This window comes from Sphingobacterium kitahiroshimense (assembly GCF_025961315.1).
Taxonomy (GTDB): Bacteria; Bacteroidota; Bacteroidia; order Sphingobacteriales; family Sphingobacteriaceae; genus Sphingobacterium; species Sphingobacterium anhuiense.
The window spans coordinates 5,304,235-5,324,613 of sequence record NZ_JAOQNK010000001.1 but is presented as its reverse complement, the minus strand read 5'-3'; the positions used below and the strand labels follow the sequence as shown (position 1 = coordinate 5,324,613).

Below are 20,379 nucleotides of genomic sequence, written 5' to 3'. Positions count from 1 at the left end.
TAAATATTAATTGTACATTTACCTGTTCGATTTCATACATTATTTTAGCATATAAAGAAAAGATATGGCAACACTATATATAAAAAACATGGTATGCGACCGCTGTATCATGGTGGTACAGAGTGAATTAAAAAAACTTGATATTCAGACAGAAAATGTGACCCTTGGAAAAGTGGCTTTGAAGCAAGAATTATCGGACGATCAAATTAAAATGCTGAATGAAAATCTATTAGCAAGAGGATTTGAAGTCATTGACGATAAAAAAAGTCAAATCATTGAGGGTATCAAAAACGTTATTATTGAGTTGGTACATTACCAAGACAGTGAAACAAAAAATAACCTATCCGATATTTTGAGCAATAAGTTACAACATGATTATAATTATCTTTCAAACCTATTCTCAGAAGTTGAAAGCACGACGATCGAAAAATACTTTATTGCCCAAAAGATTGAAAAAGTCAAAGAACTGTTAGGATACGACGAATTGTCTTTAAGCGAAATTGCTGACAGCCTTAACTATTCCAGTGTTGCATACTTAAGCAACCAGTTCAAAAAAGTAACAGGGCTTACACCAAGTCAGTTCAAGCAGATCAAAGAAGACAAAAGAACACCGTTGGACGAGGTGTAAATCTTACAACTCTTTTCCATTAAAGTGCAATACCCAAAACCTTAATTGTTCTCAACTTTGTATCATAAAATAAAAGATACAAAATATGGCAACGAATAATAGGCAACCAATATTCCTTCCTTTAGAAGATGTAGACAGCGAACATTGTGCTTTGATTATAGATAAAGGATTAGCACAGGTCAAAGGTATTGAAAGCCACAAAGTAGAGCTAAACAATCGCCGTGCAACGATAACGGTCAATGATACCGATACCGTGACGGCGGCTGTTAAAGCCATCCAGGATTTAGGTTATGGCGTTACTACTGTAAAACAATCCTTTCCTGTCCTTAATATGACCTGTGCGTCTTGTGCCATCAGTGCAGAAAGCGGTGTTAAATATGCTGACGGCGTCGTCAATGCAGCTGTCAATTTTGCTACAGCAAGACTATCCGTAGAGTATCTTCCCAATATGACCAACCCATTAGCGCTCCAAAAAGCAGTGCAGTCCATCGGATTCGATTTACTCATTGAAGACGAAGCCAAAGAACAGGAGACGTTAGAGGCAATACATGAAAAGAAATTCCGTACACTAAAAAATAAAACCATTTGGGCGATCCTACTTTCACTTCCTGTAGTGACTATCGGTATGTTTTTTATGGATATGCCCTATGGCAATGAAATCATGTGGTTTTTTGCCACACCAGTTGTCCTATGGTTAGGTAAAGATTTTTATATCAATGCATGGAAACAAGCAAAACACCGTTCGGCCAATATGGACACCCTAGTAGCCTTAAGCACAGGTATAGCCTATATATTCAGTGTATTCAATATGATTGCACCCGACTTCTGGCATGCAAGAGGATTACACGCACACGTTTACTTTGAAGCTGCTGCCGTGGTCATCGCATTTATTCTCTTAGGAAAACTACTTGAAGAAAAAGCGAAAGGAAACACCTCGTCGGCTATAAAAAAACTGATGGGATTACAACCTAAAACAGTGATGGTGATACAATCTGACGGTACTGAGAAACAAACAGCAATTGAAGATGTAAATGCAGGCGATGTTATATTAGTAAAGCCGGGAGAAAAAATTGCTGTAGACGGTATAGTAAAATCAGGTAATTCGTATGTGGATGAAAGCATGCTAAGTGGAGAACCTGTTCCTGTGTTGAAAATCGAAAATGAGAAAGTATTTGCAGGAACCATCAATCAGAAGGGAAGTTTCCAATTTACCGCGGTCAAAGTTGGTAAGGAAACAATGCTTGCTCAAATCATCAGAATGGTTCAGGATGCACAAGGAAGCAAAGCTCCTGTACAAAAACTTGTCGATAAAATCGCAGGTATCTTCGTTCCCGTAGTTATTGGCATTGCGCTTATCACTTTTGTGTTATGGATTGTATTAGGTGGAGAAAGCGGTTTAGTACAGGGTCTTCTGGCTGCAGTAACAGTATTAGTGATTGCATGTCCATGTGCTTTGGGATTAGCTACACCTACCGCAATTATGGTCGGTGTTGGTAAGGGAGCAGAAAATGGAATTTTGATTAAAGATGCTGAAAGTCTTGAATTAGCAAAAAAAGTAAATGCGATTGTTTTAGATAAAACTGGAACCATCACTGAAGGAAAACCACAGGTTACCGGTATCAAATGGTTAAATGAGGATGAAACAGTAAAGCAGATTTTATTCAGTTTAGAAAAACAGTCTGAACACCCTTTAGCTGAAGCAGTCGTTAAACATATGGCAGGTACAGCTCCCGTTTCACTAAGCACATTTGAAAGTATAACAGGCAAAGGTGCAAAAGCAGGTTACAATAATGAAAATTATTGGGCAGGTAATAGAAAATTACTCCTTGAAAACAACATCATAATTGCAGATGAACTGCGGCTTCAGGCCGATAAATGGAGTGAACAATCTAAAACGGTCATCTGGTTTGCAGATAGTACACAAGCATTGGCAGTGTTAGCAATCTCAGATAAAATTAAAGAAACCTCTATTGCAGCTATTAAACAATTGCAACGGATGGGTATCGAATTGTATATGCTCACAGGAGATAATGAAGCAACCGCAAAAGCCATCGCACAGCAGACCGGTATAGCGAACTACAAGGCCGAAGTACTACCGCAACATAAAGCTGATTTTGTAAAAAAACTACAACAAGAAGGTAAAACAGTAGCAATGGTAGGCGATGGTATTAATGACAGTACCGCACTAGCTACGGCAGATGTCAGTATTGCCATGGGTAAGGGAAGTGATATAGCAATGGATGTCGCCAAAATGACTATTATTTCATCCGACTTGTCAAAAATCTCACAGGCTATACGTCTTTCGAAACAGACTGTAGCAACAATTAAGCAAAACCTGTTCTGGGCATTTATCTATAATCTTATCGGCATTCCCATTGCTGCAGGAATTCTTTTTCCGATCAATGGTTTCTTGCTCAATCCCATGTTTGCTGGAGCAGCAATGGCCCTAAGCAGTGTAAGTGTGGTAAGCAATAGCTTGCGGTTAAAATGGAAAAAATAACCCAATAAGAGCTAGAAGATGATAAACTATTAATCGTAACAATATGAAAATAAACAAATTTATAATAGCGATACTGACCTTGGCAATTGCATTTTTATCAGCTTGTGCCAGCGATAACACAAGTGCAAAAAAAGGACATGATCATCAAGATGGAGATACTCCCAATCATACGGAAGTTGCTCAGAATAATGGGGCAACAAAAAGAGTAAACAAGTACGAAAATGAACTCGGTCACGCACTTGATAAAAATGGTAATTTTATTACAGGTTGTCCATCACATAAGGAGATGATCGGTATAGAAGGAGACCAATGTCCGAAATGCGGCTATATGACCATGCTTCCTATTACATGGTCTTTGGAAGGGATCGATACGATAAGAGTAACGAATCTTCCCGGCTACACACCTATTGCAAAAAAACAGTAACTATAATTTCGACTTTAAATAAAAAGCACAATATTTAAATCGGCGGTTCCATCATTAAGGGCCGCCTTTTCTATTGAACCACCTTCATCAATTACAGAGAACAGTCTCGACTTCGACACAATACACCATTCCATCAGTAAATATCGCAAATCAAATAGGAAAAAGTGTAATATAGGATTCAATAACTATCCGGTAATTTGCTATATCAAAATTAGTTAAAAATGAAAAAAATAGAATTGAGTATACCAGACATGCAGAGTGCTCATTGCCAAACAAGAGTGAACAGTGCTGTGCAAGGTATCGCAGGCATTACAATCGAAAAAATTGAAAGTGGCAAGTTGTTCATCAACTATGAAGATGACAATGAAAAAAAGGAGGTAATTGAAACGATTGAAAAAGCGGGTTATAAAGTCGCTGATAACATCACACAAGACTCAAGTTGCGCAACAGGTTGTTGTGGCAATTAAAAGATTTTAAATCTCAGGGATACCTTAAAACACAATAAAGTATCCCTGAAATTATGTTTAGATTATAGCTGATTAATAATAACACCCTGTTTACACCTACTTTATTGAACACTTTTTCCCGACAGATACTACTTATCGGATATTTCATTTAGAAATCCTCTTTTAATACATCTTTCAGTTTACGATATTGCAAACTTAAATCAGCATACATCGTTTTCAACCTATAATTTTCGTCATGTAGATCTATAAACTCTTTCAAGATATCTGTCCCTAAGTCCTTATATTTTTTCTTCAGTTCAAAAATATTTGTCCCTGATACACCATATTTAGCAAACAGCTCCGAACCACTTTTTACTGATTCATAATCTTTAAGCACATTTAAAATTTGATCTTCCGTATTTTGTCTATTTTTCATTTTTTTTGCGTTTTTACTTCATACAAAAATCTGCATGATTGATCGTAAATTATTGCTGCTTTTACTTGTTTAGTTTGTAATTTTTAATGCTAATAAATTTGTCGATTATTTTCATGATTCTTAAAATTTCATAAAATAAACAAGAAATAACGTAATATTTTATTACTGATAAAAACGCAATTTTGATCACATAACACAATCAATATTAAACATTTATTTTATCCATGAAACTATTAATCAAAGGAATGGTGTGCGATAGGTGCATATACATTCTGTCAGAAGAATTACCAAAGCTTGGTCTGGAGATTTCCGACATACGCTTAGGTGAAGTAATTCTAAAAGTAAGGGATAAAATCCTTGAAGAGCAAGTTATCAAAACCATGTTGCAGAAGTATGGTTTTGATTTACTATATAACAAAGATCAGAGACTCATCTCGCAGATTAAAAGCGCTGTAGAAAAAGGCATTCAAAAACAATTAGACACTGGCGAACGCATTAAATTCTCAACACTTATCCGCGACGAATTACGTAAAGATTATGATTCATTAAGTGCATTATTCTCATCCTCAGAAGGATGGACACTTGAAAAATTCATTATCTCAAGGAAGATAGAGAAAGTAAAAGAACTGTTATTTTATACACAACTCTCCTTATCTGAAATTGCCTATAGTCTAGGGTACAGTAGTCCTGCACACCTGTCAAACCAGTTGAAGAAATACACAGGTTTTACATCTTCCCATTATAAAAGAATGAAACGCAATAAACTAGCAATTATAGAAGAGCAATCAAAAAATAAAAACCAAGTTTAGAAAACTGCTAAAGAAAATTAGCGGTAATAGACCGCATTAATTAATTCAAATATTTATTCGAACTCCTGTTTATATACATAAACAGGAGTTCCTATTTTTTGCCAAGATGTTAAGCGATTCCACTCACGCCATTCAGCAAAAAACGATATAAAACATCAAAATAAATATCATAACTCTTATCTGTAATTCTGTAAAAGTACGGTCGCATTTGTATCTAATTTTGGCAATGAAATTTAATCGATTGTTAAAAATAAAACATCAAAACATGTTATACAAATACACAATACAAAGATTAGGAATTTTAATTCCCATACTAAGCATCTTACTTGTTTCTTGTGAAAATAAACAAGAAAAAACGTCAGAAAAAGCACCAACACCATCCGCAGATGCCAGTAAATTACCCGTAGATATCATCATCGCACAGGAAGAGCAACTCGATCAAAAAGAAGCCGTCGTCGGCACCATGATGCCTTATCGAGAAGTTTCCATAGTTGGCGAGCTCCCTCAGAAGATTACTCAGGTATCTTTTAAAGACGGTAGTTATATCAGTCAAGGAACCGTACTTTACAAACTCAATGATGCCGATATCAGATCCCGTTTGAAACAAGTAGGTGCCGAATTGAATCTCGCTAAATTGAATAAAGAAAGACTTGGCAATCTATTAAAAACCGAAACCGTAAAACCGCAAGAATATGATGAGGCCGTTATGCGATTCGAATCTTTAAACGCACAAGAACAGCTGCTTCGAGTAGATTTAGAAAAGACCATAATCCGGGCGCCATTCTCCGGGAAAATTGGTATTTCAAAAGTACATCTCGGAGCCTATGTATCTCCCGGAGAGACACTCGTGACCTTACAGGATCAAAGCGCTATTAAGATCAACTTCTCTGTCCCAGAAAAATACTTACCATTAATAAAGACAGGAAGCAAAATTAAGTTTACATCCGAATTATCCGATACCGAATATTTCGCTACAATAACAGCTACAGAACCAGGGCTTGAAGCACAAAGCAGAAGCTTACAGGTACAAGCAATAACAAATAATGCTGACGGACAATTCCGGGCAGGTCTATCGGCTAAAGTGTACTTCCAAGTAAATAATCAAGGTGCAAAAGGAATAACAGTTCCAACTGAGGCTTTAGCACCAGGTGAAAAAGGCTATGCTGTTTTTGTTATCAAAAATGGGGTTGCAAAACCAATGGCAGTCACCGTAAGTAACAGAACAGAAAAGGACGCAATCATAACGTCTGGTATCATGCCAAACGACAGCATCATTGTTTCCAATATGCTGCGCTTAGGAGACGGTACCCCTGTAAAAGCAGTCCTGTCAAATTAATTAATTTCAAATCTTAGCTTCATGAGTATATCAGATTTAAGTATAAAAAAACCCGTCTTGGCCGGGGTATTTTCTCTCCTTATCGTCATATTAGGAATAATAGGATGGAAACAATTAGGTATCCGCGAATTCCCGTTAACAGAACCACCCGTCATTACGGTCATTACCTTCTATCCTGGTGCAAGTCCAGATGTAATTGCATCTAAACTGACCAGACCGATGGAAGAATCCATTGCCGAATCAAGTGGCATACGGACCATATCATCCGAATCGCGAGAACAGGTAAGTGTTATTTCCATCGAATTTAATCGGGAAATTGACATTGAGGATGCGCTGAACGATGTTAGAGACAAAGTCTCCAAATCTCGTAAACAGCTCCCGAGCGATGTCGATCCACCAATCGTACAAAAGGCATCATCACCAGACAATCTGGTGGCATTCCTGGAAGTGGAAAGCGACACCAAAAATATAAAAGAAGTAAGTCACCTTGCTTCTACGACTATCAAAGATAGAATGCAGTCTATCCCTGGTATTAATAATGTAGCCATCGTAGGCGAGCATAAGTATGCTATGCGATTGCGCTTTGAACCAGCAAAACTTGCGGCATATCAACTTACTCCTGCCGATATAAGACAAGCATTACTCCGCGAGAATATTGACTTGCCGGCAGGTCGAATCGAAGGAAACAACAGTGAGCTTAGCATCCGGACGATGGGACGCCTAACTTCTGTAAAAGATTTTGAAGAAATGCTCATTAAGCAAGTTGACAATACCATCATAAGATTAAAAGATATTGGATCAGCCGAATTAGGAGAAGAGAATGAACGTACAGCCATCATCAACGAAACAGGAAATCTGAACCGTATCGGTGTCGGTGTTGCTATTCAGATACAACGTGGAGCAAATGCCATAGAAGTAGTCGATGAGTTTTACAGAAGGTTAGATCAATTAAGAAAAGAAGTTCCTTCAGAATATCGTTTGATCGTAGGGTTCGACTATACGCGCTCCGTACGCGAATCCATTAAAGAGGTCGAAGAAACGTTATTCATAGCATTCGGACTCGTGGTCTTGATTATCTTTCTATTCCTGAGAGACTGGAGATCTACTATTATTCCCGTTCTTGCCATTCCGGTATCCATTCTTTCCGGATTTTTCATTATGTATATTGCCGGTTTCACGATCAATATCTTGACACTTCTTGGATTGGTACTTGCCATTGGACTGGTCGTAGATGATGCGATTGTCGTGTTAGAAAATATTTATAAAAAAATTGAAGAGGGTATGTCCCCTATTCAGGCGGCATTTAAAGGTACAAGAGAGATTTATTTTGCGGTTATTTCCACGACAATTACGTTAGCAGCCGTATTTTTACCCATTATTTTTATGGGTGGAATCAGTGGACAACTTTTCAAAGAATTTGCCATTGTCGTATCAGGATCAGTATTGGTCTCAGCATTTGTAGCGCTTACACTGACCCCTATGCTAAGTGCATACTTTTTGAAGAAAAAAGAAAAACCGAGTTGGTTCTATCGCGTCACCGAACCCTTTTTCGTTAGTCTAAACAATGGCTACGCATATTTACTGATTGCATTTATGCGCGTTCGATGGTTAGCTTGGGTCTTCTTAACTGGCACTACCCTGCTTATTTATGCTATAGGTAAGCAACTTCCTTCAGAACTAGCTCCGGTAGAAGATCGTTCCAACATGAACCTCATCGCTATAGCTCCTGAAGGTGTCTCTTTTGATTATATGAAAAAACACATGACCGAAGTTGGAAAGTATGTAAATGACTCGACCGAGGGATTGTACCAAACCTACTCCATGGTCGCTATTTCATTCATTCCGGCCCCAGCACCGGTCAACGTAGCTGTGCAGAGTATCTATCTTAAAGATCCAAAGGAAAGAAAATCCAGCATTCAGGATCTATATAACCAATATGGAGCAGCTGCGGGTAAATTTAGAGGCTTTCTGCTCTTCCCTTATTTACCTCCAACAATCGGAACCCGTTATGGTGGTGGTATGCCTATTCAATATGTTCTTCAGGCTCCGAACTTAGATAGTCTGACTACCGTGCTTCCAAAATTCCTGGCTGCTGCACGCCAAAGTAAAAAACTGCTATTCATTGACGCTGATCTTAAGATCAACAAACCTGAGGTGAAAGTAAATATCGATCGTGCAAAAGCTTCTATGATGGGCGTATCCATCGAAGAAATAGCCCATACCTTACAACTCTCGTTCTCAGGACAGCGTTACGGATATTTCTTACGTAACGACCGTCAGTACGAAGTGATCGGACAATTAGACCGCCAGTACAGAAATGATAAAAGCGACCTGAATACGATTTATGTCCGTTCAACTTCAGGACAGATGATTCCACTTAATAACCTGATAACAATGGAAGAAGCCGTTAGTCCGGCGGCCATTTATCGCTATGATCAGTATACATCAGCAACTGTATCTGCGGCAACAGCGCCAGGAGTAAGTCTCGCAGAAGGTATACAGGAAATCGAAAAAATAAAAAAAGAAGTACTGGGCGAAACATTCAAAAGTTCACTTGCCGGTCAGTCCAGAGATTATACCGAAAGTCAAGGCAATATCACCTTTACGCTCATCCTGGCACTCGTACTTATTTATATGATTCTGGCAGCACAATTTGGAAGCATGCGCGATCCACTTACCATTATGCTTACCGTACCCATGGCAATTGCTGGAGCAGTGCTTAGTCTTTACTGGTATGAGCAGAGTTTAAATGTATTTAGCCAGATCGGGATTATTACATTAGTAGGACTGATTACTAAGAACGGAATTCTGATCGTTGAATTTGCCAACCACCTCAAGGAAACAGGCCTTTCGAAATACGATGCTGCGATTCAAGCTGCAGAGCAGCGTTTTAGACCGATCCTTATGACGTCTCTTGCCATGATATTTGGTGCATTACCCATTGCACTGACAGCCAATAGCCGCCAGTCATTAGGAATCGTGATTGCCGGAGGACTTGTCTTTTCAGGTATCCTCACCCTATTTATCATTCCGGCAGTTTACTCGTATTTATCAAGTAAGAAAACTCCAAAAGCTGTTGTTGAGGAACCAACTGAAGAGCGCGCTATCGAAATACAACATTAAGTTAAACTGAAACAGATCATGAGCATACCCACACAAAAAAAACGATGAAGCGATCGAAAAATCTTGAATAGGGTTACAAATAAATCTAAAAGGGAAAAAATATGCTCATGATGGTTTCATTTCCTCCGCAATAAGCAGCGATTTGCTTAGCAAAAAATAAAGGAATAGCATGTATACCGTAACAAGTGAACATCACCACAAATTATAATTCAATGAAAACAAATATCCTATATATCGTTACCCTACTGCTACTCATTGGTAGCAGTAAACCATTGCATGCCCAGAAAAAAATGCTGGCACTCAAAGATGCTTTGGAAATGGCAAAACAGGGAAATAAAGCAATACAGGTGCAAATATTGGAAGAAATCCATGCCCGAGAAATAACCAATGAAGTCAAAGGTGGATTACTTCCAAGTATCTCGGCTAATGCTGCATACTCGCGCTATTTTGACAGACAGGTTATCTTCCTCCCGGGTTCATTTGCAGGTACTGATAAAGCAGTACAAGATGTGGCTATCGGTGGTAAAAATGTCTATCATGTTTTTGCTACCCTCAACCAGCCCATTCTTGCACCTGGTACGCATCATCTGACAAAAGCTTCAAAGATTAATGAATCGATTCAAAATGAAAAAACAGCTGACCTCAAAAGCCAGATTGCCCTTTTGGTCTCTACACGTTATCTTGATATGTTGATGATGAACAGTCAGCTTGATCTACTAGAACAAAGTCTTCAGAGAAATAAAAAAGCACTGCAAGATTCCCGTTCATTATTAGCCCAGGGCAGAGGTTTAAAATCAGATACATTAAGAAGCTTCGTTGCTGTCGCAAATTTGAAATCATCCGTTTCTTACTTAAAAAACAATGTAACGGTAGCAGGCATTGAACTCAAAAGACTGATCGGACTAGAAGATCCTGCAGAAATTGAGCTATCTGACAATCTAGAACTGAACATCGAAACAAGTCAGCATGAGTTTCATCAAGTTGATGCCGCATTGGCTATTGCCGAAAAAAACAGAAAAGATCTCAATATTCAAGAACTTACCATAGAACTGCAACAGAAAAATATGAAGGTGATCCAAGCGGAGCTATTGCCACAGCTTTCTCTAATCGGTCAGTATCAGCTGCAGGCACAAGCGGATAATTTTAAGTTTGGTCAATATGCATTACCCAGAACATCCTTCTTAGGGCTCCAGCTTACAGTACCTGTTTTCAATGGCAACCGTACCAAGTCCAAAATCAACCAGTCCAAAATCAAAATGAGACAGGAAGAAATACGATTAAGCGATTTAAAAGATGAAGTTAAAACCGAGCTTGCAACGTTGATCAGTCAGTGGAAGGAAGCAGTTAACCAATTAAACATCCAAGAAAAAACGGTGCAGTCTGCCACATTAAACCATCAGATGGTAGATGACCGTTTCAAAAACAGTCTGGGGTCAAGACTTGAGTTGACAGATGCTGAACTGGCATTGACACAAGCAAAGATCAACAACCTCAATGCGAAATATAAGATACAGGTTCTACATGTAAAATTAAAACATGCTGTTGGGCAGCTAAGCCTATAATTACTTACCATTAATTAAATAAAAAATGAATAAAAATAAAACAGGTACCGTAAATCCAACTGCTCCGTACAGTAAACGCTGGGCAGCACTATTTTTACTATGTACCGCACAATTTATTGTGATCATGGACACTTCTATTATTGGCGTGGCATTACCGGCAATAAAAGCCGATCTTGGCTACTCACAAAGTGGCTTACAATGGATTTTTAATGCCTATGTAATTCTATTTGGAGGTTTCTTATTGCTAGGCGGACGTTTATCCGATCTCTTTGGCGCACGTAAGATTTTCATGTGGGGTTTTGCCATTCTCTCAGGAGCGTCACTTTTAGCGGGTGTGGCCTGGTCAGAGGCCGCCCTCAATACCGGAAGAGCTTTACAGGGCTTAGGCTCTGCACTTATAGCCCCTGCAGCACTTACCTTAGTACTGTCCAAATTTACCGATCCCAAAGAACTCAATAAAGCATTAGGTTTCTGGGGGGCTTCTGCTGCTGCAGGTGGTTCAGCCGGTGTATTCCTTGGTGGAGCCATAACCGAATGGCTCTCGTGGCATTGGTTATTCTTAATTAATATTCCAGTAGGACTTGCTGTATTATTTTTCAGTCAAAAACTACTGTTCAAAGGAACTACCCGTAAAGGAAAAGTAGATATCGTCGGTGCAATTTTAGCAACGGTAGCCCTTATTGTGATGATATATGCTATTATATCTGCAGAAAATGCCGGTTGGATATCAGTCCAAACCATTGGATTACTGGGCTTATCATTGTTGCTGTTCATTATTTTCATTATCATACAGAAACAGAAAAGGGAGCCTTTAATTCCTCTTGCTATTTTTAAAGTCCCTAATCTTTTATCAGGTAACGTGGTGATGGCATTATTAGCGGCAGCATGGATACCCTTATGGTTTTTTCTCAATCTTTACCTGCAGCAAACCCTGCATTACACAGCTTTCAATAGTGGACTTGCTCTTTTACCGATGACAATTGCGATCATGTTTCTGATGGTTGGTCTTACAGGTAAATTAGTCGCTCGATTTGGCTTCAAAGCAAATATGGTAGCAGGTCTGCTTGCCTTAGCAGGTTCACTCCTTCTTTTTAGCACAATCCCTCCTGATGGTACATTTATAATCAATGTATTGCCAGCATCTTTATTAGGCGCTTTAGGTATGTCACTAACGTATATACCTGGCACTATCGCTTCGATGTCAGGTGCCAAACCTGAGGAAACCGGCCTTGCTTCCGGTCTGGTAAATACCAGCTATCAAATCGGTTCAGCTCTAGGACTGGCTATAATAGTTGCCATTTCCGCGGCAAAAACCAATGCTATAAAAGCAACAGGAGCCACAGAAGCTACCGCTTTGAACACAGGTTTTCAAACCGGTTTTTTTGCAGCTTCCATCATATGTCTCATTGCAGCAGTCATGGCTATAATTTTCATTAAGACACTTAAAAAGTAAACGTTAAAACCATATGAAAAAATATAAATGGACCACGCATCAGGTTATACAGGAGACTAAAGATGCTGTAACCATATTTTTCAGTACTGACCAGGATACGATTGAATATCAGCCTGGTCAGTATCTTAATATTTCCTGTATTGTTAACGGAGAACCCCTACAGAGATCCTATTCCTTTAGCTCCGCACCTGCCGATAAATTCCCGTCCATTACAGTTAAACGAGTTGCTGGTGGAAAAATGAGCAATTATCTAGTGGACAATGCAAAAAATATTAGCGAGTGGGATATCGATGCACCTATAGGCAACTTTATCTTGAAGAAACATATTATCCATGATTCAGAACTTGTTTTTCTTGCAGGTGGAAGTGGAATATCACCCTTGTTCTCTATGCTAAAAAGTCTTATTAAAACAGCTTGTCCCCCTCTGTTGCTATATTCCACCAGCAGCCCGGAGGATACCATATTCAAATTCCAACTGGAAGAAATGGAAAAGAACAAGCAGTTGCATATTTTTCATTCATTTACGCGTCTTAATAAAGAGATTAAAGGCATTAACAGTATCTCCGGTCGATTTTCTCAACCGATCATTAAAAGCTTGATCGGACAGTATATTAAGCAAAAAAATAAAGCTCATTACTTCATATGTGGTCCAGTAGAACTGATGCAGTTGTATCGTGAGACACTGCGCGCTTTACAGATTCCCGAATCAAATATCCATACCGAATATTTTGATCCGGTCATAACCGATAAGATCATCGTTATCGAGAACGAAGAGCACAGAGAAATACTGGTCAGCTACTTTGAGACTCATTACAGAGACAATGAAGAACAGACCTACGAGTGTACTTCTCTCATTGATGTACAACCAGGACAATCCCTTTTAGAAGCCATTAGTGCCCATGCCATTCACGTGCCCAGTTCATGTAAAAAAGGCACCTGCGGTTCATGCTGGGCAATCCAAGAAAATGGCCAGATCAAAATGGTAAACAATTATGCCCTCTCGGATGAAGAAGTCACTGAAGGTAAAATTCTACTTTGCCAGAGCTATCCATTAGATCAGTCTGTTTCCATTGTCATCGCATAATAGTATGATGCCGTCTAAACACTATCCGGGATACTATTGAGAGCAAGATTACACATGACACGATAATAAAAACAGCATAATCAATAGCATGACTATAATCAGTAAATATTACAAATCAAATAGCAAATAACGTAAAGTGCCACCGTATTTTTTTACTGAAATTTGTACTATAAACAAACGCTAAAAAATAAAATAAAATGGATAGCAATAATCAAAATTTTCAATTCAAGACCAATATTAACTGCAGTGGCTGTGTAACCAAAGTAACTCCTTTTCTAACTGATAAAACGGGTATTAACCATTGGGAAGTAGACGTTGCCAGTAGAGATAAAGTACTTACAGTTAAGACAGATGGGATATCGGAACAGGAAGTTATCGAGATCGTAGAGAAATCAGGTTTTAAAATCGAACCTTTAAAATCTTAAAAAAGAATTAAACAGATTCTTTAAGCACTAAGAATTTTGGGTTAAGTAATTGCGGAAGCATATCGAAATTCCGCAATTACACCCAAAGCAAATTTTCAGATATGGAAAACCACCGCCATGCATCTCAGATGAGCATATACACCTGTCCTATGCCCCCCGAAGTAAACGGGACTCAAGGCAACAGCTGTTCGACATGTGGAATGGATCTGAGATCTGTTCAACAGGAAAATCCAGATCAATATCAGGTACAATTAACAACTTTACCACAGATTATTGAAGCAGGACATCCCGTTAGACTACTATTTGCAATCAAAAAAAACCAAAAACAAGTAGCATTGGACATTTCTGATGAAATGAACATTCATGTCATGGTCATTAGTGAAGATCTTAATTGGTTCAGACACATCCATCCAGTGCTGCAGCAAGACGGTAGCTATGCTGTAACAGAGACTTTTCATAACAGTGGAAAATACCATTTGTTCACCTATTTTAAACCTCTTGGCAAAGAACATGTCTTAAACATGTTAGAAATCGAAGTGAAAGGTTACTATATGACTTCTCGTGAGGTCACTTCAAAAAAACCGATATGTTACATAGATGACTATAAGGTTATCCTTGAAAATACCGATAATTTTAAAACCGGCAACATACAACGTATAAAGATAGCCATCGAAAAATGCGAAAAGAAACTGTATAACAGTAGTTTGGAACAGTATTTGGGAACATCAGCTCATATATTAATGATCAATAAGACGGATAAAGAGTTTTTACAGATCCGGCCCATACCACATGTACAATACCCGATATACGCAGAAACAAACATTACAAAGGCTGGTAAATACAAGATGTGGGTGCAGTTTAAAATACATGGAAAAGTCCATACAGCAGACTTTAATATTGACATAAGATCAATAAAGGAAAGCGAAAAGGAAGTACAGCTTCGTCAGCATCAGGTATAGCAAAATGTGAAGCCGAGTGCATTTGAAAGACACAGAATACAGAACCTCTGCTTTAGAAATCGAGAAAATAACGAAGCAGTTCAAAAGTAAAATTTTAAAACTATCTTTAAATGATTAACGAAAAATAGATATGAAAAAGAACTTATTGATATTGGCAATTTCACTATTTGGACATGTGGCACTTGCCCAAAATACAGAAACACTATTAAGTAAATATTATGGTGTAAAAAATGCATTGGTAAACAGTGATGAGAAAAAGGCTTCCGAATCCATTCAAGCACTTCAGAAGGTGGTAAAAGCAGAAAGCGCTTTCAAACTGAAAGATAACTTGATCCTTGAAGTAGATAAATTAGAAAAAGCAGGCAATCTTGAAAAACAGCGTGCATCATTCAACGAAGTTTCAACGATCATGTGGCAAATCGTAAAAAACAGTGATAAGGTCAGCCAACCAGTGTATTATCAATATTGCCCGATGAAAAAAGGCTATTGGTTAAGCAATGAAACGGCGATTAAAAATCCTTACTATGGATCTGCGATGCTTACCTGTGGTAAAGTTACTGAAACCAAGAAGTAACCCGTGAAAAGCTGATCATTCGATTCAAATAAAAAACTCCGAACCAACAATATCCAATTGTTTGTTCGGAGTTTTTACTTTCCATAGCATCAAATTCATTATCTTCGAATACATAAACCAGTATTCATTCATAAAGATACCCCATGATAGCTATAAAAGTGACTTATACCATCAAAGAAGACTATGTTAATGCGAACAAAGAAAACATTCAGATTTTTCTTGATGAGTTTAAAGAATTGGACAATCATCAATTTGTATATACGATATTCCAGGTTAATGGCAGCAACACCTTTATTCATATGTCACAATATAAAAATGAGGCCATTCAAAAAGAATTATTAAATATGCCCGCTTTCTTAGAATTCCAAAAACAACGCGATCTACATCTGCTCTCTGAACCAATTATTGAATCCTTAACACAGATCGGTATATCAAAAAATATATGGTGATGAAATAGTTTAAAAAGCAAGAGCCCTGACAATACTCAAAAACTTCATAATCAATTCATACACAGTTAACATATGCTTTGTAAATTTATATAAGCAAATTAATGTAAACAGTGGTTTAAAACATTTGAATTATGAAAACGATCACACATTTCTTCCAAAGGGTATTATTTCGTATCTTTCTAGTGCAGTTTAGTTCATTCTATTCTCCTCTTAGATTTCACAAATATTAAAACAACTTAAATAAGTGATATTTGCACCACTTGAGAAAATAAATTCCGTAAATGATTTTAACTAAAGATTCCTTTGGCGAAGATTTTATTTGGGGAGTTTCTACAGCCGCCTACCAAATTGAAGGAGCTCATGATATACATGGAAAAGGCCTTTCTATTTGGGATACTTTTGTAAAAAAAAAGAATAAGATCTTTAAAAACCAGCACGGAGATATTGCTTGCGATTTCTATAATCGCTACATAGCAGATCTCCATTTGATGCACAGCTTAAATATTAGGAACTACAGGTTTTCCATTGCCTGGAGCCGTATTCTACCGCAAGGTACAGGAGAAGCCAATCCATCAGGCATTGACTTCTATAATAAACTCATCGATCTTTCTTTAGAATTAGGGATTACACCTTGGATAACACTCTATCACTGGGATCTGCCGCATGCCCTGGAACAAAGAGGTGGATGGATCAACAGGGAAATCACCGATTGGTTTGCTGATTATGTAGCACTCTGTGTCAAACACTTTGGCGATCGGGTAAAAAACTGGATGGTTTTAAATGAACCTGCGGTATTTAGTGCCGCTGGATACTTCTTTGGCGTACATGCACCTGGAAAAAAAGGAATCGATTACTTTTTAGCAGCTGCACATCATGCATCACTAGCACAGGCTAAAGGTGCAAGAATTATTAAATCACTACAACCAGACAGTACCGTTGGAACCACTTTCTCCTGTTCGCATATTGAACCGTTCACCGGAAGAGAAAAAGATATCCTTGCGGCTAAAAAAGCAGATGTATTACTCAATAGATTTTTCATAGAGCCCCTGCTAGGTATGGGCTATCCTACAGATGAGATCAAAATTCTGAGAAGAATTGAAAAATATATCAAGCACAATGATGAAAACGAGCTAAAGTTTGATATGGATTTTATCGGAGTACAAAATTATACCCGAGAAATCATCCGTCATTCCTTATTCGTCCCCTACCTACGCGCAAAAATTGTAAGTGCAAAATCGCGCAAGGTCGAACTCACGGCCATGAATTGGGAAGTATTTCCTGAATCCATGTACCATGTTTTGAAAAAATTCAGTGCCTATCCCAACATACCGCCACTGATTGTCACTGAAAATGGAGCCGCTTTTCCAGATGAAGTCGTTAACAATCAGGTCGATGACCCGAAAAGAGTGCAGTATTTACAGTCGACCATTGCCCAAGTACTTAAGGCCAAACAAGAAGGAGTTCAGGTCAACGGGTATTTTGCATGGACTTTTCTCGACAACTTTGAGTGGGCAGAAGGTTATCATCCCAGATTTGGTTTAGTATATGTTGATTTTGAAACGCAACAACGCATCGTTAAATCGTCGGGACATTGGTATGCTGATCTTCTGAAGGAGAAGATATAGGTTCAAGCTATTCGACATTAGCTAAGTGGTATTGATTATAAAATCGATACTACTTACCATATTAATACCTATCATTCACATATTCCGACAGTAACTTCAAGTTCTGAATCGCGTCGCCCATTGTATTGTTAAAATAAGTGAAAACCTCTTTCCCTTCAGCTAACCACTCCCGAATATATGAACTATATTCCTGTAGAAAATCATCTTCATAACTGCCCCGGTAATTACCATTGGGACCATGAAATCGCAGATAAATAAAATCTGTTTCACTATAGGACAATTGCATACCATTACTGTTCTTGTCGTGCAGCACAAGACTGGCTCCGTACGAATTTAACAGGCTAAATGTATCTTCACAATGCCAAGATGGATGCCGAAACTCGACGCATACCCGCCATCCCTTTATATGCTCATCATTAACAACAGTCTCTAGCAAAAGATTGACATGCACAGCAGCATTAAACGTAACAGAGGGGGGAAACTGAATCAGTAAACAACCTTTCTTCTCGCCTGCTTCGGCAATCACCTTCAAAAAATGAGCAACATCATTCGGGTCAAAGATCAAACCTTTTGCGTGAGTAATTCCCTTCCATAATTTAAAGGTGAAACGAAACCCATCCGGTACTTCATCTGCCCATCGTTTCACAGTTTCTTCACGTGGTATTTTATAGAATGAACTGTTTACCTCCAACGAATTGAATAATAAAGCATAGACCGCAAGCCTGCTTTTCTCCTGAAGATTTTCGGGATAAAAACTTTTATTTTTATAAGGCAGTAAAATACCGCTCGTACCAGAAAAATACAAAGACTCCATAACCATACAACAAGCACCTCGGAGAGAAGTTATTTTTAATCCTAAATATTAAGATTACATTAGGCAAAAATTACTCAGGATTCCAAATTGAACCATCTAAATATTTTCGGATGTATGTCGACTGGACAAATGCTGAAGTACGATTTGATAGGCCGACTTTTTCTCCCACTTAGCGATCAGCCATGAAATAAAACAAATATGAAAAATATCCGCATGATCTTTATTCTTTAACAGATCGACCGCAGTTTTTTGAAATACAGGATTAAACACGATATCAGGCTTATTGAAATATTTCTCCACAAGACTCGCAAAATGTAATACCCTTTCTTCATGAGTTTCTGTAAGAAAATCACTGTATCGACGTTTGAAACTACTTAACCTTGAAACAGCAAGTTCGATATGCCCGAACTGTGCATGAACCAAAACCTCCATCAGATTTTTACGAATGGTCCAAAGCATACCCATTTTTTTCTCGTACCATTGATCAGTATGCTGAAATAAGGCAAGATGGCGTAAGCAAGATCTGTCATCCTGCAACGATAAAAACATCGTTAAACATATCCTTAAATCTTCTATGTCCTCCTGTTTTGTCTTTTTTGTTGTCATTTCCAAAGCCTTCATCAATACAGCTGTTCCTTCTCCACCCATTCCATTAAAATATAGATTCAGAGCCGATAACAACTGATGCCGTGGATAAAATTGAGATTCATGAAAACGGTGCTGTTCCATTTGGTTCTTCATCTCAGAAAGATACTCCGCACTCTTGTCAAAGCTTCTGTTGCGTAAATGAAAGTTTGCCAAAAAATAAAGGACATGCAACTGATAAAATAAGTGCGATTCATCCGCTTTCTTCTTTCCCTGAATAAAATGTTGGATGCGCTGGATATAACGTTCTATAAAACTATAATCCTGATGAATAGCCGCATATTCATTGGCTATAAAAAGTATCTGATAAATAGACTTATAATTCATTAAATCTTTGACTGCAATCTGATATTTTCGTATGGTCCCGAGCATCAGTGCGGCCAAGTTGACCACTTTACCTTTCAGATTTACCTCACGCATTTCCTGGCGGAGAAAAGCATATGCCAGATTCAATTTTGCCTCCCGTTGCATATGTTGCTGGTTGACCATAAAACGTGTTGTTAAGTCTTCTAAATTTTCTGAAGCTTCACTATGCGCATAATTTATTTTAAGAAGCAATATATCGTTCAATAAATTGTACTGTTCCAGTTTTGTTGCGATTTGCTCGGCCTTCACCAAGCACTTGAAAGCAGTTTTATCCACATCATTTTCCAAAAGAAAACGGCTTACAACGATTAAACGCATCACTTCCGAAGCCTGACTGTTATTGCTTTCAAATGTCTTCTGAGATAGAAATAAAAGTAAGTTATCGTGCAGTCTTTTACGCAAAGCATGGTAAGAATCCCTGCTTTTTGTTTTTTTTAACAGCTTTTCTAAGCCATTTATATCGTCAGTATTTAGCAATTCAAACAATAGAATATTTTTAACATCATGTCGCTTATTCTTCTTGCGCATAAATGCCTTAAAATTCTTTTTATCCTGATCACCAAGTAAATTTATTAATGTCGCAAGCGCATCCATAATAGGTTAATTTTAAAAACAAACCTACTAAAAAATTAATTTATATCATCAGTATTTATAAATATCTCATTTGTGCATCTAGCGACAACAGCGGACATTTGCTTCCATAATAACACATAAAAAAACA

General features: G+C 38.0%; 18 protein-coding genes. 15 read left to right on the top strand and 3 right to left on the bottom strand.

Annotated elements, in window-relative coordinates; all coding sequences use genetic code 11:
* The first annotated feature begins 64 nt into the window (after positions 1-64).
* The 4 genes from M2265_RS22885 to M2265_RS22870 all read left to right on the top strand — a co-directional run bounded on the left by M2265_RS22885 (position 65) and on the right by M2265_RS22870 (position 4,019).
* Positions 65-628, top strand: a complete 564-nt coding sequence (locus M2265_RS22885) for an AraC family transcriptional regulator (protein WP_132770396.1) — start codon at positions 65-67, stop codon at positions 626-628.
* Positions 629-713: 85 nt separating this feature from the next.
* The gene (locus M2265_RS22880; protein ID WP_132770398.1) at positions 714-3,128 is read left to right on the top strand and encodes a heavy metal translocating P-type ATPase; all 2,415 of its coding nucleotides are present in this window, start codon (positions 714-716) and stop codon (positions 3,126-3,128) included.
* Positions 3,129-3,171: 43 nt separating this feature from the next.
* A complete protein-coding gene (locus tag M2265_RS22875) occupies positions 3,172-3,552 on the top strand; it encodes a hypothetical protein (protein ID WP_132770399.1) in 381 nt (126 codons plus the stop codon).
* Between the two features lie 221 nt (positions 3,553-3,773).
* Entirely contained in the window at positions 3,774-4,019 is a 246-nt protein-coding gene (locus M2265_RS22870) for a heavy-metal-associated domain-containing protein (protein ID WP_021191687.1), read from the top strand.
* Between the two features lie 148 nt (positions 4,020-4,167).
* Here the strand turns inward: M2265_RS22870 and M2265_RS22865 are convergent, their stop codons facing one another.
* Positions 4,168-4,434 carry a hypothetical protein gene (locus M2265_RS22865; RefSeq protein ID WP_132770401.1) on the bottom strand — a complete coding sequence of 89 codons (267 nt, stop codon included), beginning with the start codon at positions 4,432-4,434 and terminating at the stop codon, positions 4,168-4,170.
* Between the two features lie 224 nt (positions 4,435-4,658).
* Between M2265_RS22865 and M2265_RS22860 the strand changes: the two genes are divergently transcribed.
* The 11 genes from M2265_RS22860 to M2265_RS22810 all read left to right on the top strand — a co-directional run bounded on the left by M2265_RS22860 (position 4,659) and on the right by M2265_RS22810 (position 17,833).
* Positions 4,659-5,243, top strand: coding sequence for a helix-turn-helix domain-containing protein (locus tag M2265_RS22860; RefSeq protein WP_021191689.1), 585 nt, complete (start codon positions 4,659-4,661; stop codon positions 5,241-5,243).
* Positions 5,244-5,508: 265 nt separating this feature from the next.
* Positions 5,509-6,579 carry an efflux RND transporter periplasmic adaptor subunit gene (locus M2265_RS22855; protein WP_132770402.1) on the top strand — a complete coding sequence of 357 codons (1,071 nt, stop codon included), beginning with the start codon at positions 5,509-5,511 and terminating at the stop codon, positions 6,577-6,579.
* A gap of 21 nt (positions 6,580-6,600) precedes the next feature.
* Positions 6,601-9,702 (top strand): efflux RND transporter permease subunit, encoded by a 3,102-nt coding sequence (locus M2265_RS22850; protein WP_132770404.1) that lies wholly within the window; start codon positions 6,601-6,603, stop codon positions 9,700-9,702.
* Between the two features lie 212 nt (positions 9,703-9,914).
* Positions 9,915-11,264 (top strand): TolC family protein, encoded by a 1,350-nt coding sequence (locus M2265_RS22845; protein ID WP_132770406.1) that lies wholly within the window; start codon positions 9,915-9,917, stop codon positions 11,262-11,264.
* 25 nt (positions 11,265-11,289) lie between these two features.
* Positions 11,290-12,717 (top strand): MFS transporter, encoded by a 1,428-nt coding sequence (locus tag M2265_RS22840; protein ID WP_132770407.1) that lies wholly within the window; start codon positions 11,290-11,292, stop codon positions 12,715-12,717.
* A 13-nt stretch (positions 12,718-12,730) separates the two neighbouring features.
* Positions 12,731-13,801 (top strand): flavin reductase family protein, encoded by a 1,071-nt coding sequence (locus tag M2265_RS22835; protein WP_132770409.1) that lies wholly within the window; start codon positions 12,731-12,733, stop codon positions 13,799-13,801.
* Between the two features lie 197 nt (positions 13,802-13,998).
* The gene (locus M2265_RS22830; protein ID WP_132770411.1) at positions 13,999-14,226 is read left to right on the top strand and encodes a heavy-metal-associated domain-containing protein; all 228 of its coding nucleotides are present in this window, start codon (positions 13,999-14,001) and stop codon (positions 14,224-14,226) included.
* Positions 14,227-14,327: 101 nt separating this feature from the next.
* Entirely contained in the window at positions 14,328-15,185 is an 858-nt protein-coding gene (locus M2265_RS22825) for a heavy metal-binding domain-containing protein (protein ID WP_132770412.1), read from the top strand.
* A 130-nt stretch (positions 15,186-15,315) separates the two neighbouring features.
* Complete coding sequence (locus tag M2265_RS22820; protein WP_132770414.1) at positions 15,316-15,759, top strand: DUF3347 domain-containing protein; 444 nt, start codon at positions 15,316-15,318, stop codon at positions 15,757-15,759.
* A gap of 143 nt (positions 15,760-15,902) precedes the next feature.
* On the top strand, positions 15,903-16,208 hold the full coding sequence (locus M2265_RS22815; protein ID WP_132770416.1) for a hypothetical protein: 306 nt from the start codon (positions 15,903-15,905) through the stop codon (positions 16,206-16,208).
* 281 nt (positions 16,209-16,489) lie between these two features.
* Positions 16,490-17,833 (top strand): GH1 family beta-glucosidase, encoded by a 1,344-nt coding sequence (locus M2265_RS22810; RefSeq protein ID WP_132770417.1) that lies wholly within the window; start codon positions 16,490-16,492, stop codon positions 17,831-17,833.
* 61 nt (positions 17,834-17,894) lie between these two features.
* Here the strand turns inward: M2265_RS22810 and M2265_RS22805 are convergent, their stop codons facing one another.
* Both M2265_RS22805 and M2265_RS22800 read right to left on the bottom strand, forming a co-directional pair.
* Entirely contained in the window at positions 17,895-18,647 is a 753-nt protein-coding gene (locus M2265_RS22805; RefSeq protein WP_237682793.1) for a DUF72 domain-containing protein, read from the bottom strand.
* 96 nt (positions 18,648-18,743) lie between these two features.
* A complete protein-coding gene (locus M2265_RS22800; protein ID WP_132770421.1) occupies positions 18,744-20,252 on the bottom strand; it encodes a hypothetical protein in 1,509 nt (502 codons plus the stop codon).
* Positions 20,253-20,379: the final 127 nt, after the last annotated feature.